The 24860-nt window shown below is 67.4% G+C and carries 22 protein-coding genes and 1 pseudogene; 5 read left to right on the top strand and 18 right to left on the bottom strand.

What is annotated here, in order from left to right:
* Positions 1-12 precede the first annotated feature (12 nt).
* A complete protein-coding gene (locus tag DYE23_RS08140) occupies positions 13-1038 on the top strand; it encodes an alcohol dehydrogenase catalytic domain-containing protein (protein WP_099961133.1) in 1026 nt (341 codons plus the stop codon).
* An 88-nt stretch (positions 1039-1126) separates the two neighbouring features.
* On the opposite strand, the gene DYE23_RS08135 is transcribed toward DYE23_RS08140, so the two are convergent.
* The 8 genes from DYE23_RS08135 to DYE23_RS08105 all read right to left on the bottom strand — a co-directional run bounded on the left by DYE23_RS08135 (position 1127) and on the right by DYE23_RS08105 (position 11986).
* The gene (locus tag DYE23_RS08135) at positions 1127-2347 is read right to left on the bottom strand and encodes a PE-PPE domain-containing protein (protein ID WP_115328902.1); all 1221 of its coding nucleotides are present in this window, start codon (positions 2345-2347) and stop codon (positions 1127-1129) included.
* Positions 2348-2864: 517 nt separating this feature from the next.
* Positions 2865-5132 (bottom strand): SpoIIE family protein phosphatase, encoded by a 2268-nt coding sequence (locus DYE23_RS08130; RefSeq protein ID WP_011895361.1) that lies wholly within the window; start codon positions 5130-5132, stop codon positions 2865-2867.
* Positions 5133-5304: 172 nt separating this feature from the next.
* Entirely contained in the window at positions 5305-5625 is a 321-nt protein-coding gene (locus DYE23_RS08125) for an STAS domain-containing protein (RefSeq protein WP_013472386.1), read from the bottom strand.
* Positions 5625-8180: a SpoIIE family protein phosphatase gene (locus DYE23_RS08120; RefSeq protein ID WP_115326959.1), complete on the bottom strand. Its 2556-nt coding sequence runs from the start codon at positions 8178-8180 to the stop codon at positions 5625-5627. The genes DYE23_RS08125 and DYE23_RS08120 overlap by 1 nt, the downstream gene beginning before the upstream one ends.
* A 216-nt stretch (positions 8181-8396) precedes the next feature.
* Entirely contained in the window at positions 8397-9521 is a 1125-nt protein-coding gene (locus DYE23_RS08115) for a transporter substrate-binding domain-containing protein (protein WP_235660354.1), read from the bottom strand.
* An 84-nt stretch (positions 9522-9605) separates the two neighbouring features.
* Positions 9606-10493, bottom strand: coding sequence for an ATP-grasp fold amidoligase family protein (locus DYE23_RS08110; RefSeq protein ID WP_115326958.1), 888 nt, complete (start codon positions 10491-10493; stop codon positions 9606-9608).
* A gap of 45 nt (positions 10494-10538) precedes the next feature.
* On the bottom strand, positions 10539-10670 hold the full coding sequence (locus tag DYE23_RS31735) for a hypothetical protein (protein ID WP_264033100.1): 132 nt from the start codon (positions 10668-10670) through the stop codon (positions 10539-10541).
* Positions 10667-11986: an MFS transporter gene (locus DYE23_RS08105; protein WP_013472390.1), complete on the bottom strand. Its 1320-nt coding sequence runs from the start codon at positions 11984-11986 to the stop codon at positions 10667-10669. The genes DYE23_RS31735 and DYE23_RS08105 overlap by 4 nt, the downstream gene beginning before the upstream one ends.
* A gap of 228 nt (positions 11987-12214) precedes the next feature.
* On the opposite strand from DYE23_RS08105, the gene DYE23_RS08100 reads away from it, so the two are divergent.
* Genes DYE23_RS08100 through DYE23_RS08090 form a run of 3 tightly spaced genes read left to right on the top strand, consistent with a single transcriptional unit; the run spans position 12215 to position 14711 of the window.
* Entirely contained in the window at positions 12215-13087 is an 873-nt protein-coding gene (locus tag DYE23_RS08100) for an alpha/beta fold hydrolase (RefSeq protein ID WP_115326957.1), read from the top strand.
* A complete protein-coding gene (locus DYE23_RS08095; protein WP_011895368.1) occupies positions 13084-13515 on the top strand; it encodes a Zn-ribbon domain-containing OB-fold protein in 432 nt (143 codons plus the stop codon). The genes DYE23_RS08100 and DYE23_RS08095 overlap by 4 nt, the downstream gene beginning before the upstream one ends.
* Positions 13512-14711: a lipid-transfer protein gene (locus DYE23_RS08090; protein WP_115326956.1), complete on the top strand. Its 1200-nt coding sequence runs from the start codon at positions 13512-13514 to the stop codon at positions 14709-14711. The genes DYE23_RS08095 and DYE23_RS08090 overlap by 4 nt, the downstream gene beginning before the upstream one ends.
* A gap of 95 nt (positions 14712-14806) precedes the next feature.
* Here the strand turns inward: DYE23_RS08090 and DYE23_RS08085 are convergent, their stop codons facing one another.
* The 4 genes from DYE23_RS08085 to DYE23_RS08070 are packed head-to-tail and all read right to left on the bottom strand — an operon-like array spanning position 14807 to position 16601.
* Positions 14807-15310 carry a hypothetical protein gene (locus DYE23_RS08085; RefSeq protein ID WP_013472393.1) on the bottom strand — a complete coding sequence of 168 codons (504 nt, stop codon included), beginning with the start codon at positions 15308-15310 and terminating at the stop codon, positions 14807-14809.
* Positions 15307-15825 (bottom strand): Rv1363c family protein, encoded by a 519-nt coding sequence (locus DYE23_RS08080; RefSeq protein WP_013472394.1) that lies wholly within the window; start codon positions 15823-15825, stop codon positions 15307-15309. Before DYE23_RS08080 ends, DYE23_RS08085 begins: the two co-directional genes overlap by 4 nt.
* Before the next feature lie 10 nt (positions 15826-15835).
* Entirely contained in the window at positions 15836-16246 is a 411-nt protein-coding gene (locus tag DYE23_RS08075; RefSeq protein ID WP_013472395.1) for an Rv2576c family protein, read from the bottom strand.
* Positions 16236-16601: a hypothetical protein gene (locus tag DYE23_RS08070; RefSeq protein WP_013472396.1), complete on the bottom strand. Its 366-nt coding sequence runs from the start codon at positions 16599-16601 to the stop codon at positions 16236-16238. Before DYE23_RS08070 ends, DYE23_RS08075 begins: the two co-directional genes overlap by 11 nt.
* Before the next feature lie 154 nt (positions 16602-16755).
* On the opposite strand from DYE23_RS08070, the gene DYE23_RS08065 reads away from it, so the two are divergent.
* Positions 16756-17271 carry an Rv2253/PknI dimerization domain-containing protein gene (locus tag DYE23_RS08065; protein ID WP_115326955.1) on the top strand — a complete coding sequence of 172 codons (516 nt, stop codon included), beginning with the start codon at positions 16756-16758 and terminating at the stop codon, positions 17269-17271.
* A 101-nt stretch (positions 17272-17372) separates the two neighbouring features.
* Here the strand turns inward: DYE23_RS08065 and DYE23_RS08060 are convergent, their stop codons facing one another.
* The 6 genes and pseudogenes from DYE23_RS08060 to DYE23_RS08035 all read right to left on the bottom strand — a co-directional run bounded on the left by DYE23_RS08060 (position 17373) and on the right by DYE23_RS08035 (position 24843).
* Positions 17373-18887 carry an MCE family protein gene (locus DYE23_RS08060; protein WP_115326954.1) on the bottom strand — a complete coding sequence of 505 codons (1515 nt, stop codon included), beginning with the start codon at positions 18885-18887 and terminating at the stop codon, positions 17373-17375.
* On the bottom strand, positions 18887-20086 hold the full coding sequence (locus DYE23_RS08055; RefSeq protein WP_115326953.1) for an MCE family protein: 1200 nt from the start codon (positions 20084-20086) through the stop codon (positions 18887-18889). Before DYE23_RS08055 ends, DYE23_RS08060 begins: the two co-directional genes overlap by 1 nt.
* Positions 20086-21549: an MCE family protein gene (locus DYE23_RS08050; protein WP_013472400.1), complete on the bottom strand. Its 1464-nt coding sequence runs from the start codon at positions 21547-21549 to the stop codon at positions 20086-20088. Before DYE23_RS08050 ends, DYE23_RS08055 begins: the two co-directional genes overlap by 1 nt.
* Complete coding sequence (locus DYE23_RS08045; RefSeq protein ID WP_013472401.1) at positions 21546-22628, bottom strand: MCE family protein; 1083 nt, start codon at positions 22626-22628, stop codon at positions 21546-21548. Before DYE23_RS08045 ends, DYE23_RS08050 begins: the two co-directional genes overlap by 4 nt.
* A complete protein-coding gene (locus tag DYE23_RS08040) occupies positions 22628-23659 on the bottom strand; it encodes an MCE family protein (protein WP_013472402.1) in 1032 nt (343 codons plus the stop codon). The genes DYE23_RS08045 and DYE23_RS08040 overlap by 1 nt, the downstream gene beginning before the upstream one ends.
* Positions 23656-24843: pseudogene (locus DYE23_RS08035) on the bottom strand (MCE family protein). Before DYE23_RS08035 ends, DYE23_RS08040 begins: the two are co-directional and overlap by 4 nt.
* Between the last annotated feature and the right edge of the window lie 17 nt (positions 24844-24860).

Below are 24860 nucleotides of genomic sequence, written 5' to 3'. Positions count from 1 at the left end.
GGAAGGACCGCCATGCGCACCGTGGTCGTCGACAGCCAACGCAGCATCCGGGTCGACACCCGGCCCGACCCTCGACTCCCGGGCCCCGACGGAGTCATCGTCGACGTGACCGCCAGCGCGATCTGCGGTTCCGACCTACATTTCCTCGACGGCCACTACCCCATCGACCAGCCGGTGCCGATCGGACACGAGGCTGTCGGCGTGGTGGTCGAAACCGGTTCGGATGTCACGCGATTCACGAACGGCGACAGGGTCCTGGTGTCGTCGGTGACCGGATGCGGCCGGTGCGCCGGATGCCTGACCCTGGATCCGGTGAAATGCGTCCACGGACCGCAGATCTTCGGTACGGGCCTGCTCGGCGGAGCGCAGTCCGACCTGCTCGTGGTACCCGCGGCCGACTTCCAGCTTCTCGCCGTCCCGGACGGGATCGGTACCGAGGAGGCCCTGCTGCTCACCGACAACCTGCCCACCGGGTGGGCGGCCGCCAAGCGGGCCGACATCCCGGTCGGCGGCACGGTCGCGGTGATCGGCGCGGGCGCGGTCGGCCAGTGCGCCCTACGCAGCGCGCTCGCCCTCGGCGCCGCAAGGGTTTTCGCCGTCGACCCGGTGGTCGCGCGCAGGGAGCGCGCAGCTGCCGCAGGCGCGACGCCGATGGATTCACCCGCAGCGCAGACGATCCTGGAAGCCACCGATGGCCTCGGCGCCGATTCGGTGATCGACGCCGTCGGCACGGACGCGTCGATCGACGACGCCCTCGCCGGTGTCCGCACCGGCGGCACGGTCTCCGTGGTGGGCGTCCACGATCTGGCGCCCTATCCCCTGCCGGCGCTCGTCTGCCTGTTACGGAGCCTGACCATCCGGATGACGACCGCTCCCGTGCAGCAGACCTGGGCCGAACTCGTCCCGCTACTGCAGGCCGGCAGGCTCAGCGTGGACGGCATCTTCACCGACGCGATGCCGCTGGCGGAGGCGGAGGCGGCCTACGCCGCTGCGTTCTCCCGATCGGGTGAGCACCTCAAGGTCCACCTCGTTCCGTGACGCGGCCCGACGACAGACCACAACGCCCCGGCCGGAAGGCCGGGGCGTCGGGTCAGTCGGAGCCCGGGGAGGGTTACTCCGAAGATCCTCAGGAGTCGGACGAGGCGCTGGGCTTCGACGGGCTCCTGTCGGTCGATGCGCCGGAGTCGGAGCTCACCGAGCCGTCCTTGTCCGCGTCGTCACCACTCTGCGCACCGGAATTCGAATCCTCCTGCGCCGCTTCCTTTTCCGCACCCGAGTCGATGTCGGCCTGGTCCGAGGTGTCGGCGTACTCGATGTCCGCGTCCGCGGTGTCGGCACCCTTCACGTCGACCTCCTCGGACACCGCGGCGTCCTCGACCACGGCGTCGGCCTTCGCCGTCCGCAGCGATGCCGCGACGCTACCCGGCACCTGGGCCGCAGAGGGGGTCTGCACGACCGCCGTCGGGGCGGCTGGCGCCGGCGCCGCAGCGAAGACCGCCGCCTTCGGCGCAGACACGGCCACGACGTCGTTGCGGCTGTAGGCGGCGTCGATCTTGGCCTTCAGTTCCGCTTCACGGTTGGCCAGCGACGGGAACAACCGGACCAGCGGAAGCTTCTCGGCCGGCACCAGGTAGTGGGTGGTGGTCCCGCCCTCGGAGTTCATCTCGACCGAGATGTTCCTGGCCGGAACCTTCGACAGGTCGGCGTACATCACCGGGATGTGAACGAAAATGCCACCAGCGACGGCGTTGACGATCGCCAGCAGGTTGAGGCGATCCGGGAAGTCGGCCATGCCGTCGTACTCACCGGTCACGACGATGATGTCGTACTTCGTCTCGGGAGCGGTCTGGTAGGTGTAGTCGAGGTTCGCGTTGTACCGCGTGCGGCTGATCACCTTCTGGCGGCTGGAGTCGGCGACCACCACGAAGGTGATCTTGTCCTTGCCGGGGGCGTCTGCGCTCTCGTCGAGTTCGCGCAGAATTTCGTTGACGACGAGGGACCCCGCCGACAGACCGACGACGGTCACCTTCTCGCCGCTCTTGAGCTGCGCGAGCGCGGCATCGATCTGTGCGTTGAGGTTGGTCGCGCCCTGCGCGATCGACGCGCCGAGGGTGAGATCGCCCTTTCCGGTCATCGGACCCGCCTGCGCCGGCCACTTCACACTGACGCGCTGCTGATCCTTGAACTTGCCGCCCAGCAGCGGAGACATCAGAGCATCCGCCATCGACGGCGTCGAGATGCCACCGATGACGAGCGCTGTGTTGGCGGCCTGGCCCAACGAGGACGACGACAACGCCAGTGCCGCTGAGGCAAAGACGGTGCCGCAGACGACACCTGTTTTTCGCATGCTGATTCCCACGAGATCTCCCCGGATTTGTCACGATGAAATGGTTGCCGATGACCGGCGCCAGGGAAGCATATGAGCGTGTTCCAGCTTCTAAACAGCAAAAAACTACAATTTCTAATGATTGCAGCTTTAGCGAAGACGCAGCCATTCGCCATAAGTCTTCTTATAGGTTGCGAAACGCGGTAAATTCGTTGTTTTTGCAAATACTGTTCCGGAATACTGTGACGTCAACGGGTGCGGCATTCACTCTGCCCTCATCTATCTCGGCAGTAACATTCTGCGTCTTGTTTGCTCAGAAATTGCCAGAAGCCATGCTGCTAAGAAAAATTCGTGACCTCAAAGACCCGATCGAGCACACTCAACGCCCCCGGCCCCATGTCGTCGAGCTATCTCCTTTGGGGGGCTTAGCGATCGGCGGGCCCAGCCATCCGCCCACAGAGGCAAATTTACACATAAGTGAATTTATGTTGCTGTTCAGCAAACGTGGGTGCGCACCGCTTACGGGCGGCCTCGATGATCAAGGCCGGCGCAGCGTCACGACGGTGACGTCGTCCTCGGTGTGTCCGGACGCCAGCGCCGCCCAGATCGGGTACGCAGCCGGTTCGGCGCACTCCCCGAGCCCTCGGGCCAGACGGTCCATGCCGTCGTCGATCACCTCGCCGCGACGCTCGACCAGCCCGTCGGAGTACAGCACCAGACACTGCCCGGGTTCGATGGTGAACGTGCTCTGGGTGTAGCGCGCGCTGCTGAGCCCGATCGGCGGTGAGAGCCGAATGGGCGCAGCCACCGCAGTCGCGGAACCTTCGGTCAGGTAGGGCATCAGGTGGCCGGCGGAGGTTGCCTCCACGAGGCCGGAGTCCAGATCGACGCGGGCCACCAGCACGGTGGCGAAAGCGCTGCGGAGCAGATGCACGCAGAAATCGTTGAGCTGCCTCACCGCCTCGGCGGGTGCGGCGCCGGCGAACAGCTGTGCGCGCAGGGCATTGCGCAGCTGCGCCATCGTGCCCGCGACGGTGACGCCGTGCCCGGCGACGTCACCGACCACCACGATCAACCGCCCGTCGCGCAACTCGAACGCGTCGTACCAGTCGCCCCCGACGCGTTCGCCTGCTGCCGGTTCGTAGTGCGCGGTCAGCTCCCAGCTCTCCAGGTCGGGAATGGAGTCGGGAATCAGGCTGCGTTGCACCAATTCTGCGACCCGCAGCGCTCCACGGGTGCGGTGATACAGCGTCTCGACGAGGTGGCGCCGCAGCATGTCCGCCGACTCGATCTCGGTGGGTGTCCACGGTTCTCCGCGGTCGCGGACGATCTCCTGCCATCGTTCGAAGGATTTGCGCGGGCTCAGGCGTACCTCGCCGCCCTCGCTCACCGCGATCGCCTTGTTGTGGGGGTCGCCTCCCCAGTCCACCGATCGCAGCGACTCCCGCCGGAACCACGCGGCGAACTGGCCGTCCGGCAGGTTGAGCACCAGCGCACCGGCGGCGAGAGCGGGATCGACATCGAGGTCGGGCAATGTCCTCGACAGGCTGTCGGACCGCGCGATCTCGTCCTCCGCGGCCCGTGCCCACGCGGCCACGGCCGCGACCACCTCGGGCGAGGGAACCGATCCCCTCGTGCGGTGGTGGCCGCCGATGTCGACGACGACACCGTCGGCGGGCACGAGGTCGAGCAGGTCGGGTGCGCCGAGCAGCGCCGACACCAGCGGCTTGCCGTCGTTCATCGTGGCGGCGGTCAGTTTCACCAGGACGGCCTGCGCATCGAGACGCCTGTGCAGCTGATCGTCCTCGTACTGATCGACGAGCCGCAAAGACAGCGTCGAACCCAGGAACTCCGCCGCTGCGCGGTTGCCGAACGGCGGCAGGTGCGGCCCGGCGTAGTGGTGGCATGCGATCAGTCCCCACAGCCGCCCGTGCCGCAGCAGCGAGATCGACATCGAGGCGTGCACACCCATGTTCTGCAGGTATTCGATGTGGATCGGCGAGACGCTGCGCAGGGTGGCGTGGGTGAGGTCCAGGGGTTTACCGACCGCCGGGTCGACCGCGGGCACCAGGGGCACAGGAGCGTAGTCGACGTCGGAGATCAGCCGGAGCCAGTTCTTCTCGTACAGCGCGCGGGCCTGCGCCGGGATGTCGGTCGACGGATAGTGCAGTCCGAGGAACGAGTTGAGGTCGTCGCGTTTGGCTTCGGCAACCACCTCGCCGTTGTATTCCTCGTCGTAGCGGTAGACCATCACCCGGTCGAAACCCGTCAGTTCACGCACCGAACGGGCGGCGGTGTCGTACAGGTCGGCCATCGTCGTCGCCCGGTTGAGCGCCTCGACCGAGCTGCGCACCGCCTGGTAGGTGTTCGGGAACGAGTACGGCCGTGCCCCGAAGGCCACCTCCAGCTCGACCAACAGCACACCGCCGGGCTCGCGGTGCAGGATCGCATCGAACTCGAGCGACTTTCCGCGGACATCGAGAACGCACTCCACCGGGTTGCGGCGGTGCAGATCGCCCACGATCGACGCCGCCTGTTGCACTCTCGCAGCCTGGGAAGCCCCCATCAGTGCCGACAGATGCCGGCCCAGTACCGACTCGACAGGGTGTCCGAGCAGTTCCTCGACGTTGGCGCTGACCTGCCTGACCTCGAATTCGGGCTCGCGCACCACGACGAGAACTCCGCGGGGCTGGACACTGCCGGGGATGTGGATCGGCTCCCGCGCGCAGTTGTCCAGGTCGATCGGCGTGCCGACGGCGACCAGACCGTCGCTCGCGTCGAGACCGGCCGGCCCGGGGCCGGTCACGGGCCGCTCTCCACTACCTGCGGACGCCACGGATCAGCCGCCCGGATTCCAGGTGTGTACCGGGGTGCTTCACCGCGTGCCGCGTGCATACCTCACCCATCCAACCAGTCGACGCCCGCGAGGACACGTCCGGGACGCGCCCGGACCCTGCGTCGCCGTCTCCGTGACCGGATCAGATCGCCGCCGCCTCGACGGTCACGAGTTCGGTCAGGCCACTGACCCTGAACGTGGTCAGCAGAAACGGATGAACCACGATTTTGTGGATCGTCTCGGAGTCGGCGGACAGAACGTTGATGGCCGCGCTGTCGACGTACTCCACCGCGGCGAAGTCGACGACGAGCACCGCTCCGGCCGCGGCGGTCTCACCGATCGCGGCGCTCAGCGCAGACTTCAGGTCGTCGACGTTGCTCAGATCGATCTCGCCCGCCGCGATCAGCCGGACCTCGCGGCCGTCGGCCGCGCGCACCGTGTCGAAGGTCAGAAAGGTGGGCATCAGCTGATCCTCGCGTAGAGATGGATCGTCGTCCCGTCGGAATCGTGGGCGATGGTGACGTCCTGCATGAGGCCCCGCATGATGCCGATGCCTCGACCGCGGTAGGTGTCCGGGATCGCCGACGGCGGCTTCCAGGAGCCGCTGTCGGTGATGATCAACTCGACCAGATCGACCAGGGCGGTGGCCCGCAGTCGCACGGTTCCCGGCGGACCGTGTCGGTGGCCGTGCTCGATGGCATTCGCAACCGCCTCGCCTGCTGCCACGAGAACCTCCATCACACGGCCCTGCTCCACTTTCGCCCCCGAGAGCCAACGCCGCAGAGCAGTCCGCGTCGGCGCCAGATGGTCTGCGTGGGCGGGGAAGGTGAGCTCCAGCGGAGCCGGGTGGCGGTAGAGCAGAAGCGCGACATCGTCCTGATAGCCCACGCTGGGCGCAAGCTCGGACATGATCGCGTTCGCCAAGTCGTCGAGCGGGGCGGCGCGGTGTTCCACGACGACATCGGTGGCGCGGGAGATCCCCTCCTCCAACGGGATTCGGCGGCGTTCGACCAGACCGTCGGTGTAGAGCACCAGCGTCGAGCCGACCTCGAGCGTCCGACGGGTCTCGGGCCGCGCCCAGTTCAGCCGCAGACCCAGCGCGATGGTGTGGGCGTCGTCGAACGTCTCCACCTCACCGTCGGCGTGCACGACCAACGGAGGCGGGTGCCCGGCGCTCGAATACGCGATCTCGCCGGACGCCGGATCGAGCACCATCACCACGGCGGTGGTGCACTGCGCGCCCGGCAGGCGCGCGGCGAAGCGGTCCATCCCGCTCAGCGCCGCGCCGGGACTGGGATTCTCCAGCAGCAGCGCCCGACAGGCGCTGCGCACCTGTCCCATCACGGTGGCGGCCGCCAGCCCGTGACCGACGCAGTCGCCGACGATGAGCGCGATGCGGCCGTCGTCGAGATCGACGACGTCATACCAGTCGCCACCGACCTGCAGGGGTCGACTGGCCGCCTGGTAGCGCACCGTGAAACCCGGTGGGAGATGGGCCGGTCCCAGGATCGCGTGCTGGAGGGCCAGTGCCGTCTCGCGCTGCTGATCCACCTGGTGGACCCGTTGCAGTCCCGCACTCAGGCGCCCGGCGAGCACGGTCAGCAGCGTCTGGTCCTCCAGCGTGAAGGAGCGGTGCTCGGCGAGTTCTATCCAGACCACGAGGATTCCCTCGGGATGCTGGACGGCGATTCCGGCGGTCCCGGGCTCGGCCGCGTTCGGCGTGAGCAGGTCGCCCCTGCGCATCGACAGGAGGATCTGGCGGATGCCGTCGGGCAACTCCCGCCAGGTGGTGTGCTCACCAGCCGACACCACCACGGGTTCGACGTTGGCGGCTTCGGACCGGGTCGGGAACGTGACGGCCAGGACACGGCGCGCACGCCAGAGCCGACGCAGTTCCTCGGCGGCTCCGGCCATCGCTTCGCTCACCGAATCAGCTTGTGCCAGCTGACGATTGAGCGCATGCTCCCGACCGGCCGCGAGCGCGAGCGCGATGGAGGCATGGCGGGCGAAGTCGCTGACGAGTTCGAGGTAATCCTCGTCGAACGCCGGCTGGTTCGGACGCCGGGCCACCGCGATGACCCCCAGCACGGCGTCATCGACGATCAGCGGCATCACGATCGCCGACCGCTCCCCCACATCGGTGAAGCCCTCGATCGGATACTGGAAGGAGTCGGTGATCATCGGCAGACCGCGGCGTGCGACACCTCCCGTGGTGGAACCCGCCATCGGGACCTGCCGCCCGATGACCTCCGAGGAGTACCGGCCCGCGGTCGCCGCAACGATCAGGGTGTCGACGTCCTCGGCGGGCACGTCGGGTTCCAGCGGCACCAGCAGGATCGCCTGCTCGGCGCCGGCCAGTTCCAGCGCCCGGTTCACGATGAGCTGAAGGGGCCCCGTCTGCGGATCTCCCGACAGCAGCGCTGTCGTGATCTCGCGGCTCGCCTTCGTCCATCTCGCCGCCTCGCGTTCCCGTTCGAAGAGCCGAGCGTTGTCGATCGCGGCCGCCGCGGCGGTCGCCAACGCACGGACCGCGCTCTCCTGGGCGTCGGAGAACACCCGTCCCGGACGGTCGTCGGCGAGATAGAGGGAGCCGAAATCGGCTCCGCGGACCGTGACCGGGATCGCCAGCAGCGCCCGGATCGGGCGATTGAGCGCCTGGAGGTCGGTGATCTCGGGATGGTCCCGCAGATCGTCGATCCGCAGTCCGCCGTCGATCGGCAACCCGGCGAGCGCCGCGACATCGAACTCATCACCGGATTCGACGGACGAGACGAGGTTGCCCCCGGCTGCCCGTATCCCGAGACCTCCGTAGCGGGCACCGCTCAACTCGCGGGCCGCGGTGACGATGCGTTCGAGCGTCACACTGAAATCCAGGTCCGAGCCGATCGCGACGATGGCCCGGACCAGGTGATCCATCTGGTTGCGGGCGGCTATCAGCTCGTCGAATTCGGCGTCGGTCCGGTCGCCTTCCTGACGTCCATGACGACGGAACGCGGGGAGGTTCCTGTCGTCGGCCATACCTACAAGCTAGACCTCGTGATCTTGGAATATCGGCCGGGCATGCCGACCGACGCGCAGGAGTCCGCGTGACCCGACAGGAACATCCATCCCCTCGGGGCCGTATTACGAAACCACTCTTCGCATTTCGGATCAGCGCTGCTCTCGAACACATCCCTGGAGGGCGGAGTGACCGCGAATGTCTCTAGGGCGCTTGGGATCCCGATTCGACACTACTCATCCGCCACTTCCCGCCTCGGTGTCCTGGTCGTCCCCGAACCACTTCTCCTCGATCAGGTCGTAGGTGCCGTCCTCGCGTAGTTCGAGCAGTGCCTGGTCGATCCGTGCGCGCAGGGGGCTGCCCACCGGCATCGCCAGACCGTAGTCCTCGTCGTGGAACACCGGCCCGGTCATCCCCGCGATGCCGTTGCCGTCATGTGTCACGTAGTAGCGCAGCACCGGTGCGTCGAACACGACGGCCTCGTAGGTGTCGTCGCGCAGACCGTCGTAACACTGCTCGATCACCGGCACCAGCACGGGCTTCACATCGATGCGGGTCAGGTAGGCCGCCGAGGTCGTCTTCGCCTCGGTGCACACCGATTTGCCGTACAGGTCGTTCGGGCCGTTGATCTGCGCGTCGAGCTTTTCGACGGTCAGGGCGGCGGTCAGGTTGGCCGTGTAGAACGCGACGAAGATGATGCCGATGAACGCCCACCCGATCCCCATCGCGCGGCCCACCCAGTGTCGAGGCGAGGCGGCGTCGGAGGCAGCCAGCGTGCCCAGTCCCCAGCCGAAGGCCTCGACGATGCCGGGAAAGTAGGACTTCGACACGGCGGGGTCGGTGTGCCGGCGCTCGATCAGCCACAGCAGGTGCGCCGGAAGAATGGTGATGGCCAGCGCGGCCGCCAGCCACGTCACCATCGTGCCGGAGAACACCAGCCTCAGGAACTCACGCAGCCCCGGTGACGACGGTTGCGGGTCGTGATTGGGAACGATGATCTGCATCCCGGCGTCGAGGATGGGCTGGGAGAAGTCGAACCGCTGGCGACGGTCGGCGGTCACCGAGATGGCGCCCGCCGCGACGTCGGCCCGTCCCTCGGCGACGGCGGCCAACTGCTGGTCCAGCGTGTCGACCGCGAGCCAGTCGGTCGTCCACCGTTCTCGACTCGCGATCGCCTGCCAGAGTTCGACGGTGAAACCGGACCATATGCCGTCGTTGTTGATCACGAACGGGGTGACGGGTGCGACCGCGACGGTCACGGCCGACGGTTGCGCCGCCGCCGGTCCCGCCAGACCACTGGCCGTGACCATCCCCGCCACCATCAGGATGACGGTGAGCAGCGCCCGCCGGCGAGCATTCACCACGGCTTCCCCCATAGAGTGTTGTGTCGGCGCTCAGGATAGGGTGCGCCGCCGCGAAGAGCCGTCATGTTCTGCGATGTCGGGTCAGCGGTAATGACGCGGGACGGTCCAGTGGCGTCCGAACTCGGCGTTGAAGGATTCGGGATCGAAGGGACTGTTGCCGCCGGCGGGGAAGCTCGTGAGCTCGCCGAAGACGATGCGACCGTCGACGTCGTAGAGGTCGACGCGCACGAAATCCGTTTCTGCGCCGAGGCGTTCGGCGACCTCGATCATCTCGTCCAGAGTCCGCGGACGGCGGGGTTCGGGCTGCGCCCACGGCAGGCCGCCACTCAGCGGCAGGTGCGTCCAGTCCGCGGTGAAGAAGTCCTGGGTGCGCGACCCGAAGCGGCCGGCGTCGACCTCGATGTAGGCGCACCTGCCGTGGAAGACGAAGAACTTGTAGTCGTCGGGGATGCCGCCGTCGGTGCGGGTCAACAGTTCTTCGACCAGAATCCGGCGCTGCACCTGCCCGTAGACCCACTCCGCGTTGGGTCCCTGCCCGTACAACCGGGTGAGCCAGTCCGTCGCGATCGCGAGGATCTGTGCTCGATCGGCGAACTCGGGTCGGATGTGTGCGTACGTCCAACTCTGCGCGACGGGTGGCAGCCGGGCGTCGGCAGGCGCATTCGGCGCGACGATGATGGCGGCCCCGCTGCCGTGCGTCGGCTTGATCACGAAGGACTCGGGCAGTTCGGGCAGCATCGCCGGGTCGTCGACGATCCCGTGCACATACGGCAGGTACCTGTCTCCCACCCTGTGCGCCACGTAATCCCGCACCGCGGCTTTGTCGGCGAAGGTGACGACCAGGGCGCGATGGTCACGCAGCATCTTGTATCTCACCTTCTCCCGGAAGGTGTGCGGGTCGCGGGTTCGCCAAAGACGCAGTGCCCGTACAAGTCTGCTCCGCTCGCGCCACGGAGATTGCGCACCCATGCCGCCAGGCTAGATCACCCCGATCGCGACGAGGGTTTGTCCGGTCTAGCCTGCGACGCAGCGGGCGAAGAGGTTCACGGTGATCAGACCGTAGACCCCGTCAGGCAACCGGTCGAAGATCGACGGCGCCGGCGTCTTCCAACGCCGGATCTCCGAGTGCTGTGCTTGCGAGTTCACGGTGTACGGACCGCGTTGCGCCCAGAGTCGATGCCGGCCAAATCGACACCCTGGGTCTCCCGGATCCGCCAGACGGCGAGCACGGTGACGGCGCCGCAACCCATCGCCAGCACCACCAACGGCACACTGGTCACCTCGTCGACGAGCAGGCTGCTGGCGATCATCGGGGTGAATCCGGCACCGACCAATGCCGCAAGTTGATATCCCATGGAGGCTCCGGTGTAGCGCACCGTGGTTCCGAACATCTCGGAGTACAGCGCGCCCAGCGGTGCGTACATCAACGACTGGACGATCTGCGCGACCATCATCGCGACGACCAGCCATGCCATCGCCCGCATGTCCACCAACCAGTAGAACGGCCATGCGTAGCAGATGATCGCGACGCCGCCGACCAGCATGACCGGTCGGCGCCCCACCCGGTCGGACAGCGCGGAGAACACCGGGATGGCGATCAGCGCGGACAGCGAGGTGAACACCAGAGATGTCATCACATCGGTGCGGTGATAGCCGATCGATGTGGCGTAGCTGATCATGTGGGTGCTGATCAGGGCGGTGAGCGCGAACGGCCCGATGCCCACCGCGCAGGCGAGGATCAGGTTGCGGGGCCGCCGCAGCACCTCGATCAGCGGGATGCGCCTGCTCTCAACAACCTTCGGTTTCGCCTGCTCGAAAACGGGGCTCTCGGTGATGGATACGCGCACGTAGACACCGATCGCCAGCAGCACCACGCTGAGCAGGAACGGCACCCGCCATCCCCAGGAGACGAACGCCTCGTCGGGCAGCAGCGTGATCGCCGTGACGACGGTGACCGACAGCAGTGAGCCGATGGGTGAGCCCATCTGCATGACACCGTTCCAGAATCCACGGCGATGAGGTTCGGCGTGCTCGGTGACCATGAGGGTGGCCCCGCCCCACTCTCCGCCGATCGCGATCCCCTGGATCACACGTAGAGCGACGAGCAGCAGTGGCGCCGTCACGCCGACCGCGGCGAACGTCGGGAGCAGTCCGATGGCGAAGCTCGCGGCGCCCATCAGGCCCATCGTCAGAACCAGCATTCGCTTGCGTCCCAGACGGTCTCCGAAGTGACCGAACAGGATGCCGCCGACCGGTCGGGCGACGTATCCGGCGGCCAGCGTGCCGAATGCGGCGATGGTCGCGACCGCGGGATCGGAATCCGGGAAGAACACCCTGCCGAACACCAGCGCGCTCATCGTGCCGTACACCAGGAAGTCGTAGTACTCGATGGCTGTTCCGAGCAGGCTCGACAACGCCACCCTGCGCAGGGTCGCCGGGTCCGACGGTGTGGCTATGGTCATGGAGTCCTCTCACGAGCGGCGCGGTGGCGCACAGTGTGGCCGAGATCCCGATCAGTGGGACGGCGCGGTCTCGCACAGCGGAACGAAAATCCGGGCGTGCGCGCCGGCGACGCCGTAGGGTCATCCCGCTCACCGGTGTCGCGGTTGCCTGCCGGTGATGAGGTGTGAGATCACAGTGTCAGCACAGACACGCTCGATACAGACACGGCCAACCCAGAAGGGCCACGGATGCACTCGATCGACTATCAGGAGTCCCTGCGCGAGGTCGCCACCCCGGCGGGTGTTCTGCGCTATCACGAGGCCGGTGATGGTCCGCCGCTGCTGCTTCTGCACGGCTCGGGCCCCGGGGTGACCGGGTGGCGTAATTACCGCGGCAATCTCGCGGTCTTCACTCAGCATTTCCGGTGTCTGGTGTTGGAGTTCCCGGGCTTCGGTGTCAGTGACGACTTCGGCGGTCATCCCATGATGGATGCGCAGAGTTCGGTGGTGGCCTTCGCCGACGCGCTGGGCCTCGACCGCGTCGACATCATCGGTAATTCGATGGGCGGCGGTGTGGGCATCAACTTCGCGGTCAATCACAGCCACCGGGTCGGAAAGCTCGTGACCATCGGCGGGATCGGGGTGAACATCTTCAGCCCGGGGCCGAGCGAGGGAATCCGCTTGCTGCAGGAGTTCACCGAGGACCCGACGCGTCAGCGCCTCGTGGACTGGCTCAACTCCATGGTGTACGACCCCGCTCTGGTCACCGAGCAGTTGATCGAGGAGCGTTGGGAGTTGGCGACCGACCCCGAGACGCTCGCTGCCGCACGGCGGATGTACGGCAAGGCGGCGTTCGCGGCGATGATGGAGATGATGCGCGACGCCGACTTCCCGCTGCCGTGGGCGACCATGCACAAGGTGAAAGCGCCGACGCTGCTGACGTGGGGCCGAGACGACAGGGTCAGCCCGCTGGACATGGCGCTGGTGCCGATGCGGACCATCCCGAATGCCGAGTTCCACGTGTTCCCGAACTGCGGGCACTGGGTGATGATCGAGGCCAAGGCCGCCTTCGAACGGACCGTGCTGTCGTTTCTGACCGAATCCTCGGCGGCCGCCCGATGACTGTTCTGCCTGCCGTCGAGAACTGGTGGCGCACAGACGAATCGGGTGATACGTATCTGATCGGTGGGAAGTGCACCGGGTGTGGGACCTATGTGTTCCCGCCGCGGGAGAACAACTGCCCCAACCCGGGCTGTGCCAGCGACGAGTTGGCTCTGGTCCCGCTGTCGCGGCGCGGCACGCTGTGGTCCTACACCGAGAACCGCTACGCCCCACCCCCGCCCTATCCCTCCCCAGACCCCTTCGAACCCTTCGCCGTGGCCGCCGTCGAGTTGGCCGCCGAAGGCCTGATCGTGCTCGGCAAAGTCGTCGAGGGCACCCTGGCCGCCGACCTGCACGTCGGCATGGAGATGGAACTGACCACCATGACGCTCTACGTCGACGACGACGGCGTCACCCGCACCACCCATGCCTGGAGGATCGCGAAATGAGCCCGGAACCGGTGTACATCCTCGGCGCGGGCATGCACCCCTGGGGCAAATGGGGCCGCGACTTCACCGAATACGGTGTCGTCGCCGCCCGGGCCGCCCTCGCCGACGCCGGCCTGAACTGGCAACACATCCAACTCGTCGCCGGCGCCGACACCATCCGCAACGGCTACCCCGGCTTCGTCGCCGGGGCCACCTTCGCCCAAAAACTCGGCTGGAACGGCATCCCCGTCACCTCCAGCTACGCCGCCTGCGCCTCGGGCAGCCAAGCCCTGCAATCCGCGCGCGCCCACATCCTGGCCGGCCTGTGCGACGTCGCCCTGGTCATCGGCGCCGACACCACCCCCAAAGGCTTCTTCGCCCCCGTCGGCGGCGAACGCAAAAACGACCCCGACTGGCAACGCTTCCACCTCATCGGCGCCACCAACACCGTCTACTTCGCCCTGCTGGCGCGGCGCCGCATGGACCTCTACGGCGCCACCACCGACGACTTCGCCACCGTCAAAGTCAAAAACGCCCGCCACGGCCTGGCCAACCCCAACGCCCGCTACCGCAAAGAAGCCACCCTCGACGACGTCCACGCCTCCCCCGTCGTCTCCGACCCGCTGCGCCTGCTCGACATCTGCGCCACCAGCGACGGCGCCGCCGCCCTCATCGTGGCCTCCAAAGAGTTCACCGAAAAACACCTCGGCTCGGTCGCCGGCGTCCCCAGCGTGCGCGCGATCAGCCTGCAATCCCCCCAATACCCCCAACACCTGCCCGAACTGCCCGACATCGCCACCGACTCCACCGCCGTGGTCCCCGGCCCCGACCGCGTCTTCAAAGACCAAATCCTCGACGCCGCCTACACCGAAGCCGGCATCGCCCCCGAAGACCTCTCCCTGGCCGAGGTCTACGACCTGTCCACCGCCCTCGAGTTGGACTGGTACGAACACCTCGGCCTGTGCCCCCGTGGCGACGCCGAACACCTGCTGCGCTCCGGAGCCACCACCCTCGGCGGCCGCATCCCGGTCAACCCCTCCGGCGGCCTCGCCAGCTTCGGCGAAGCCATCCCCGCCCAAGCCATCGCCCAAGTCTGCGAACTCACCTGGCAACTCAAAGGCCAAGCCACCGGCCGCCAAGTCGAAAACGCCAAAGTCGGCATCACCGCCAACCAAGGCCTCTTCGGCCACGGCAGCTCCGTCATCCTCGCCCGGTAACAACCACCGCGACCGTGCGTGTCAGCGGGTGACACGCCGCCGAAATCCCGCACTTTGCGCACACTCACGGCGCTACCGACCTGCCGCGCCGGGCCTCACACCGGATCGAAGGCCGACACCAGCCACGTCCCGTCGACCTTGGTGACGGTCACCGCCACGCTGCTCGCGGTCACCGCGGCCTCGGGGCGTTCGCGACTGGCGGTCTCCTGCTTCAGGAACACCAGCACCTTGGCCTGATCCGGCTGAATGTCCATCAGGGCCGAATCAATCACGTGCGCTTGAGCTTTGACACCGCGATCACGGGCCGCGGGTGCGACCACCTCCGAGGTGAAGCCGCCATAGTACGTGGCGAACTCACCGGTCATCACCGACCGGGCGGCGGCCAGGTCGGCGTCGATGGTCTCGGGCGTGTACGACAGCAGAGTCGCGGTGGCGCTCGACGCCGCCTCCACCGCCGCTTCCGCCGCGGCACCATCGGTCTGGCTGTCGATACGGTACTGCGTCACATACAGCGTCGCCAGCAGCGCACCGGAGGCGATCAGCAACAACGACACCGCGACGATGCGCCATCGGCTCGCCACAGCGCCACCGATTCTCATTGCAGGAACTCCACTTTCGACATCTTGATGCGGTCACCGTCGCGGCGCAGGTCGAGTTTCAGCTGCCACGAGCGCGGGGCTTCGGTGACGCCATCGGCATTCGTCACCGTCGAGGTCGCAGCCACCAACACCACCGCGGCATCCCCGCTGATCGACTGCACTGCCGCAGCATTCGCCACGGCTTTCGTCGTGACCTCCGCATCTTTGGACAGCTTGACGAAATCACCGGTGGTGCTCCGGAATTCGGACAGGAACGGGTCGACGGAGTTGTCGAGGATGCGTTGCACGCCGGTCTGCGGATCAGCGTGATCGAGCGACATCAACGTCACGGCCACTTGTTCGGCTGCCGCCGCGAACTCCGCCCGACTCTGCTGACCGCGCACGGCGTCGCGATGCTCGGACCAGATGAACCCACCGGCTGCCAGCATCGCCACCGAGCACAGCACCGCGACGATGCCCGCCGCGGTCTGCCACCGTGGTCTGCGCCACCCGGCCCGGGGTTTCGATATCCGCACGTTTCCTCCGTCACCAGTGCCGCAGCGAGCAGAGCGCACCGTGTGGACCTTCCCCGGTGGCGACCACCTGACCGTCGACGGCCAACGCGCACCGCAGCCCCGAGTCCACCGGACCAGCTCCACTCGTCGCCGACACCATCGCCCAACGGTCCGGATCGGCCAGCACGACACTGCGCACCCACGGCTGCTGGGGACCGATATCGACACGCGCCCGCGGACTGTACCGATACGGATTGTGGCTGTAGTCAGCCCAATTCGGCGGATCGGTGTCGCGGTAGTAGATGTCCGCGCTCACCGGCCGGTCCGCGGTCACGGTGTAGGTGATCTGCCGCGGTGTCGGTTGGTCGGCCGCAGCAGCGGGCGCCGACACCACCGCGGCAAGCAGCAACGCCGACACGACCGCGGGCGCTCTACCCGTCATCACCACGACTCCAGGTGGGCGCGCCGTTCTTCGACTGACAACTCAGGAACAGGCCCTCGGGACTCTGCGCGACCCAGTTCTCATAGCCGGCGCAGTTCGCGTCGAGAGCCTTGACGCCGGCCATCGACGGCGAGCGGAAGTAGCGCGGCTCGTACCGGCGCGGAGAGCCGCAGAACACCAGCCGACCCCAGGACGTGGTACCGAAGACGTAGTTCGCGGTGTCCCCGCACGGCGCCCCGAGGACGACGGCGGGCGTGATCCCCGGCGTGCAGAATGCGTCGTCGCAGTCCGGCGGCTGCGCGGCGCCGGGTGCCGACGTCCACAGTCCGGCGGCCAGCGACGCCGCGAGCACCATGATTCCCCTGCGCACGCCGAGAGCATGACATCGCGGGAGACGCCGCGGGCCCGGACGGTCCGCTCAGCGGACACTGCGACCGGAGAAGCTGCGTCGGCGGTGTTAGCGTCGAGCGCCGCGGGCGCGTGTCTGTCCGTGGCGTGAGGAGCAGGCCATGATCCGAGTACCCTCTGCGGCCGGTGCTGTTGCGGCGGTGGCGATCTGCGGCGCGACGTGGGGTGCGCCGTCCGCAGCCGCCGACAACCCGGACTGGGGCCTCAACGGGACGTACGTCGCGACGTCCAACGGCGAGTGGGCCCGCAAGAACGAGGTCTTCTACGATCAGGCGAGCCTGCGCAGCACCTGGACGGTCCGCACGCAGTGCAGCTATCCCGGCGAGTGCACCGGGACAGTGGACAGCGAATGGGGCTGGAGCGCGCCGATCTATCAGAAGAGCGGTGTCTGGTATGTCAAGCACACCGTCGAGAACTGGATCCCCTGCCCGGACGGCACCTCGGCGCCAGGCCTTCAGGTGTTCCGGTTCAAGGCGATGAACGCCGAGGGCGCGATGGCCGACCCGACGGCGACCACATTGGTGGGCGAGGACGTCACCACCGGGGTCAGCGGCGCGTGCGGAGTGAGTCGCTCCGTGTTCATCAACATGCCGTTCAAGCTGGTCAAGGTCGGCTGAGCCGACTCGACGGACAAGGTCGGCTGAGCCGACTCGACGGTCAAGGTCGGCTGAGCCGACTCGACGGACGAAGTCGGCTGAGCCGACTCACCGGGGCCGACTCACCGGGGCAGCATGTCCTGCCAGCTCTTCTGCTCTCCCGCAGCAGGATTCGGTGCCGCAAGATTCGACTGTGTGAACACCTCGCCGTCCGAGGTCGCGACCTGGCCGGTCTCCGGGTTGTAGGTCGCGACGGCGACGGGCGGACCGCCTGCTGCCGGAACGGGCCCGGGCACCGACGCCGGCGCCGCGCCCGGCGCAGGTGCGGGCATCGGGGTTCCCTCCAGCGGTCCGTAGATCTGATCGTCAAGCGTGACGCGGTCGTCGGGCGGCACACCCTGTGCGATCAGTGCGGGGTCGATGGGATAAGGGCCGGTCACGTGCTGACGCATGGCCAACGGCTCGAAAGGCCGGTCGCTCTGGCAGATCTCGACGGTGGGCGCCCGCTTTCCGGGCTGTTCCATGCACGGGAAGTTCCGCGTGCCGCGCACGCCGATGGGTGAGTCCTGGGGCAGCTTGCAGTACAGGCCGTCCGGGGTATCCACATCCGTGAGGTCCGCCGGTGAACGCCACGACGACGGCGGCAGGAACCCCACGCTGCACGCGGGCGGATCTCCCAGTGTGAGGCTGAATTCCGACAGCGCCATACCGGTCGGGTTGTTCAGCGACGAGCCGTAGGACTGGGTCGCGGCCAGGTACGGGGGAAGCAACACCAGCAACTGCTCCAGCGACGGGTGGTAGGCGACACCGACCTGTCCGACCGTCGTCAGGTTGGCCAGCAGCACAGGCAGTGTCGGTTTGACGTCGGTGAGCAGCCGGCTCGCTTCGTCGGCCGCGCCCGGGCCCGTCTGCAGGATGGTGCGGACCGCCTGGTCGTCGTCGGCGATCTGCCTGGTGATCCCGGCCAGGCTGCGTGCCCATGTCGTGATCGCGTCGGCTTTCTGCGCCTGCCCGTCGAGAAGCGGCTCGCTGTCGGTGATGAGGTTGCGCATCCTGTCGCCGGTGCTGTCGGCGTCCGCGGCGAGCCGGGCCGACGAGTCGAACAGCGATCCGAGCTCGTATCCGGATCCGTTGAGCGCGGCATACGATTCGTCGAGAAGACCGCTCAGCGTGCCGGTCGGGATGCTGTCGACCAACGCGCTCATCTGATCGAGCATGGGGCCGACGGCCTGCGGGATCGACGAGCGGTCACCGGTGATGACCGAGCCGTCCTGAAGGTAGGGTCCGGCGTCGGACCGCGGCTGCAGATCGACGTACTGCTCCCCGACCGCTGAGACGCTGCGCACATTCGCCGTCAGGTCGGCCGGGATCTGCGGTGACGACTTCAGCGACATCGTGACCGTGACCCCGTCGCTGGTGGGCTCGATGCCGGTGACCTTGCCGACCTCGATGCCCCGGTAGGTCACGTTCGAGAACTCGTAGAGGCCGCCGGTGTTCGGCAACTTCAAAGCCACTGTCATGCGGCCGATTCCGAGCAGCACCGGCGCCTGCAGGTAGACGAAGACCATGGCCCCGAGCCCCACCGCGGAGGCGATCGTAAAGACGATCAACTGGATCCGGACGAACCGTGTCAGCATCAGTTCCCCCCCTCGGCGGGGTTGTCGGCGGGGGCCGGCGGCAGGTCGATCAGTGGCGGGATGGTCGCCACCTCAGCGGGAATCGGTGTGATCGGCGCCTGCAGCGGGTCGCGGGTGTACATCGAGTACCACGGATCACCGGGGGCGGGCACCAGCGAGGCACCGGGTTCGCCCCAGCGGGTGCCGAGAAGTATGCCGCTCTTCAGGCGCGGGATCGTGAAGTCGAACACGATGAACTGGTTCATGTAGTCGCCCCGGATACCGCGGTCGATGAACTCCTGGGTGTAGGGGTAGGTCGGCAGATACGACAGCGCCGTCGCCAGGTCGGGTCCGACGTCGGCGAGCGCACGCACTGCCGGCTCAAGGTTGCGCAGATTGCCGACGATGTCTTCCTGCGACTCGTCGATCAACTGCGTTGCCGTGTCACTGAAGTCACCGAGCTTGCGCATCGCGGTGACGATGCGCGGCCGCTCACGGTTGAGCACTTCGAGAGCCTCGGGGATCCGCTTCAGCGCCGCGGTGAGCACCTCGCGCTGGCCCGCGAGCGTCTCGCTCAGGCGGTACAGCGCCGAGATGGTGGCGTTGATGTTGTCCCACTGGCCGTCGAGGACGCCCACCACGTCGTTCATCCGGGTGAGCAGGCTGCGGATCTGTCCCTGGCGACCGTCGAGTGCGGCGCTGAAATTGCTGATGATGTCGCCGATCTGGGTGAGACCCCCGCCGTTGACGACCACCGACAGCGAGGACAGGGTCTGCTCGGTCGACGGGTACGTCGAGGTGCGGTTCAGCGGGAGGTTCGCACCCGGCGCCAGGCGTCCTGTCGGCGGCTCTCCGACGGGCGGGTCCAGCGCGATGTGCATGGATCCGAGGAGACTGGTCTGGCCGACGGTGGCGACGGCGTTCGCCGGCACCACGACGTCGGGCCGCACCGAGATGTCGACCTCGGCGTGCCAGTCGTCGAACGTCATCCGGCCGACCGCTCCGACGACGACGTCGTCCAGCATGACCGGCGAATTGGATTCCAGTGAACCGACATTGGCGAGCTGGACGCGGTAGACGACCGCGTCGGAGCCGGTTCCGACGGTGCCGGGCAGCGGCAGCGAGTTCAGACCGTCAAAGGAGCAACCGGTCGCGGTCAGCGCCACACAGCACGCCGCCGCGGCCCATCGCCGCGTACGCCTCACGGTGGGTCGGGGCATCACGGATTCCCTCCCGGCGACGGCGCCGCCTCTGCGGGCAGCAGCATCTCGGCGATACCGGCGGGGCCGGCCGCCGGTGGCGGTGCGGGAACCCCCGGCGGGACAGGCGCACCCGGATACAGCGCACCCGACGGGTTCGCGGGCAGACCGTGGGGGGCGAAGGCGCCCGGCGGTTGCGGCGGGTCGGTCCACCCGGGGGGCGGTGCGACGTCGCCGGCGCCGGTGTAGGCCGACACCGCAGGTCCGATCTCGGCCGGTGCGGGCGGGGTGCCGCCGCCACCGGGAGCCAGACCGGGCTCTGAATAGATCACGTTCTGCGGCGCCGGGCCCAGGTAGGCGTTGAACGGCATCGGCAGGTAGTTGAAGTTCATCAGCCGCAGCGCGGGCCCGAGGTACTGCGCACACGCCTTGCCGGATTCCTCCGCGGTGACGTTCTCGACAGCCGCGATCGCCGAGCAGATCAACGTCACCGGGTTGGAGAAGTTGTTCATCGCGAACGATCCACGCGGACCGCCGGTGTCCGGGTTGTAGATGTTGTATCCGTTGACGAGCGCATTGGGCGCGGCGTGCAGGATGTTCTTGAGCACCAGGCTGTCGTCGGCGAGCACCTGGGTGACGTTGGCCAGACGCTGAACCTGTTCCGCGGTCTGGCTTCTGGAGCCCCCCACGAAACGTTGAACCTCGCCGACGGCCTCGGACAGCGTGGTGATCGCCGAATTCAGTTCCGAGCGGCTGCCGTCGACGACCTGGGTCACGTCGGCGAGCCGATCCTGGAACTGCACGATCTGGACGTTGCTGTCGCGCAGCGCGGTCACGAACGTCTCCAAGTGCGTGATGACCTCGACGATGTCGCCACTGCCCTCGCCGAGAACCCGTGCGACGCCGGAGAGTTGGCTGATGGTCTCACGCAGCTTCTCACCGTTGCCGTCCATCGCGCCGGCGGTGGTGTCGATGAACCGTCCCAGCGAGGTTTCCGACACTCCCCCGGTCGGCCCGAGTTCGGTGGCCAGACGGGTGAGTTGTTGTTTGATCTCGTCCCATTCCACCGGCACTGCTGTGCGGTCCTGCCCGATCTCGGCGCCGTCGACCATGATCGGTCCGCTGGTCTCCGGGGTGGCTCCCCAGGCCGGCGTCAACTGGACGTAGCGCGCCGACACCAGGTTCGGTGCCACGATGATCGCCTCGGCATCCGCCGGGACCGGCACGTCGTGGTCGATGGCCATGGTCATCTTCGCGCGGGTGCCCTGCGGCTCGATCGCCTCGATCGTGCCGACGCGCACGCCGGCAACCCGGACTTCGTCGCCCGCGTAGATCGCGGTGGCGGAACGGAAGTAGGCGACCACGGTGTACGGGCTGAAGAACTGCTGGTAGATCACCACACCCGCTCCCGCAACGGCCAGCGCACTCAGCGCGGCGAGCAGCACCATGCGGGCCACCGACGACTGCCTGACTCGTGCGGTCATCGAGACCCTCCCGGGATGCCGTTGTAGGGCCACGGGAACTCCGCTCGGGGCCCCGCGTTGTCCGGGGGCTGTCCGGCGTTCACGCCTCGGCGGAACCCGAGCGCGTAGTCCAGGAAGGGTTGGATCGCCGGGCCGGGAAGCAGATTCGACGCGAAGCCGTTGTAGAAGAACCCGTTGTTCACCGCTTCACCCTGGGTGACCTGATACTTGGCCAGGCCCTTCAACGAGGCCGAGATGTTGTCCCGGTTGCGTTCGAGCATCTCCGAGACCGTGTTGAGCTTCTCCAGCGTCGGCGCGAGTTCCTGTTCGTTGTCGGCCACCATGCCCGAGAGCTCCTGCGCGACAGCCGTGGTGCTCGAAAGCAGGTTGACGATCGCGTAGCGGCGATCCTGTAGTACCGCCAGCAGGTCGTTGGCATTGAGCAGGAGCGTGTTGACCTGGGCGCTGCGCTCGGACAGCACGCCGGTGACGTCGGCGGCGGCGTCCAGCAGCGCAACGAGCGATTCGTTGCGGCTGTTCAACGACTTCGACAGCCGCGACACCCCGTCGAATGTCGGACCGAGTTGCGGCGCAATGCGTTCGATGGTGTCCGACAGCGTGTCCAGCGACTGATTGATCGCGGCGGTGTCGGTGCCCTCGGTGTTGGTGGTGAACTCCCCCACCGCGTCGGTCAGCGAGTATGGCGAGCCGGTGCGGGTCAGCGGGATGACGCCCATCGAGCCCAGCGACCGGGTTCCTTCGGGTTTGAGCACCAGCACCCGCTCACCGAGCACGGTCGAGATGCCGACGGTGGCGGTGGTGGCGTCACCGACCCGCACCGCGCTGTCGACCGAGAACGTGACCAGCGCGGTGCCGCGCTCGAGTGCGACGTCGGACACCGAGCCGACGGTCACCCCCGACACCTTCACCTCGTTGCCGGGCGCCAGCCCGCCCGCCTCGGCGAACACCGCCTGGTAGCGCACCGATGTCGCCATCGCCCAGAGCTGTTGGGGTTGCAGGCCGACGACGATGACGAGCGCGATGAGCACGGCGCCGAGGAAGCCGGCTCGTACGAGGGACGCTCCGCGATACTTCTGCATCAGGGCTCACCACACCTTCCGGTGTTCTGAATGACCCACGGGAAGTGGGCGGTTCGGCCCTGCAGATCGGACACGCGGATCGACACACCGCAGATGTAGAGGTTCAGCCAGCTCCCGTAGGAACCCAGGCGCACCAGTTTTCGGTAGTTCTGCGGTGTCTTCTGCAAAGCGAGATCCAGCCGGGCCAGGTCGGTTTCGTTCGACAGCAGCGGCGCCAGGCGGTTCAGCTGGTCGACGGTTCCGGCCAGCGGTGGCCGAGCCTCGGTGAGCAGTCCGGCCAACGACGCGGTCCCGCTGTCGAGCGCGGTGATCGCATCGCCGATCGGATCACGGTCCTGGGCGAGTCCGGTCGCCAGCTGTTCGAGTTGGTCGATGGCCGACGAGAGGTTCTGCCCATCCGCCGACACGGTGGCCAGGGTCTCGTTGAGGGTGTCGATCAGGCGTTCCACGGTCTGGCCGTTGTCGGCCAGGGAGTTGGTGAACGACGAGGTTCTGCTGAACAACGACTCGAGGTTTCCGCCCTGACCCTGCAGGATCTGGATCAGTGAGCTGGTCAGCGCGTTGACGTCGTCGGGGTTCAGGCCCTGGATCACCGGCTTGAGGCCACCCAGTAGCAGGTCGAGGTTCAGCGCAGGCTCGGTGCGCTCCACACCGATCCGCGAGCCGGACGGCTGAATTCGCGCGGAGCCCGGCTCGTCGAGAAGTTCGAGGTAGCGGTCGCCGACGAGGTTCAGGTAGCGCACCGCGATCCTGGTGCCCTCGGTGAGACGGACGTTGTCGTCGGCGTCGAAGTCGACCACCACGGTGTTGTCATCCTGCAGCGTCACGCCTCTGACCGTGCCGACCCGAATCCCCGCCGCCCGCACCGAATCTCCACCACGCAGACTCGAGGAGTCGGTGAAAACCGCCGAGTAGCGATTGGCCGAACCCGACCGGTACTCGCCGAAGATCATGAACAGCCCGGCTGTCAGCAGGACCATCGTCAGCCCGAATGCCGCGAACTTCGCCGCCGCCTTGCCCACGTCGGTCATCCCGGGTGCCCGATCTGTCCGCCGTTGCGGGGCGGTCCGTCGATCGGACCGAACAACATCTGCTTGAGGCCGTCGGAGTTCAAGATGATGCCCTGGTTTCCGTACTGCGCCGGGTTGGCGTTGACGTCGGTGATCACGAAGGGCGGCCGTTTCTAGAATCCGACCTTCGGCAGATCCGTGCACTGCGGACCGCCCTTGGCGGCGACCTTGGGCAGGTTCTGCGGGTAGCGGTACCGCTCCTGGCCCAGCACGACCGTCTGCAGCAGCAGGCCGCCGGGAACGGGCGTGCCGGGTGCCTTCGCGAGTTGGACCGCACCGCCGATTCCGCAGGTGAGCGCCTGGTGGTACTGGTTGAGCAGATCGGTGGTCGGGATCAGCAGTTCCATCACGTCGCTGATGGCCTGCCGGTTTCCGCCCACCACGTCGTTGCCGATGTCCGAGAGCCCGATCACGCTGACCAGCAACGTATCCAGGTTCCCCTGTTCGGCGACGAGGGTGTCGCTGATCGTGGTCGCGGCGTCGAGTGTGTCGACCAGCTGCGGCGCGACATCGGCGTAGGTGCCGATCACCGTCGGCGCGACCGCCAGTTCGCGCTCCATGGCGGGCAGGCTCGGTTCGATGTCGGCCAGGAACGCGTCGAAGTCGGCCATCGTCTGCCCGATCTGGTCACCGCGGCCGTCCAGCGCGGTGCCCAGCGCCCCCAGCGTCTGATTCAGTTTGGCCGGCTCGATCTTGTTGAGCACCTGCGACAGCTGCTCGAACACCGTGTTGATCTCGACGGTGACGTGATCGGCGGTCAGGACCTGACCGGCGCGCAACGCCTGCGTCGACGGCTCGGCCGGCGGTACCAGTTCGACGTATTTGGATCCGAACACCGTCGACGAGGCGATGTCCACCCGCACGTCGGACGGGATGATCCCCAGGTACGACGGGTCCATCGCCAGCCGGATCGAGGCCCTGCCGTCGGGTAACGCCTCGATGGATTCCACCGAACCCACCTGTGCACCATGCCATTTCACCTTGGCGTCGGCGTCCATGACCAGGCCCGCCCGTTGCGACAGCACGGTGACGGGCACCGTGCTGGTGAAGGAGCCGCGGAAAAGGCCCACGGCCACCGCGACCACGGCGGCCAGGGCGAGCACGGTGGCCAGACCGATCAGCGGCCGGCCGGGGCGCGTAGTCATCGACACAGTTGAGGTAC

Source organism: Mycolicibacterium gilvum, assembly GCF_900454025.1.
Lineage (GTDB): Bacteria > Actinomycetota > Actinomycetes > Mycobacteriales > Mycobacteriaceae > Mycobacterium > Mycobacterium gilvum.
Note: the sequence above shows the minus strand (reverse complement) of the source record. Positions and strands in the feature narration are given on the sequence as shown.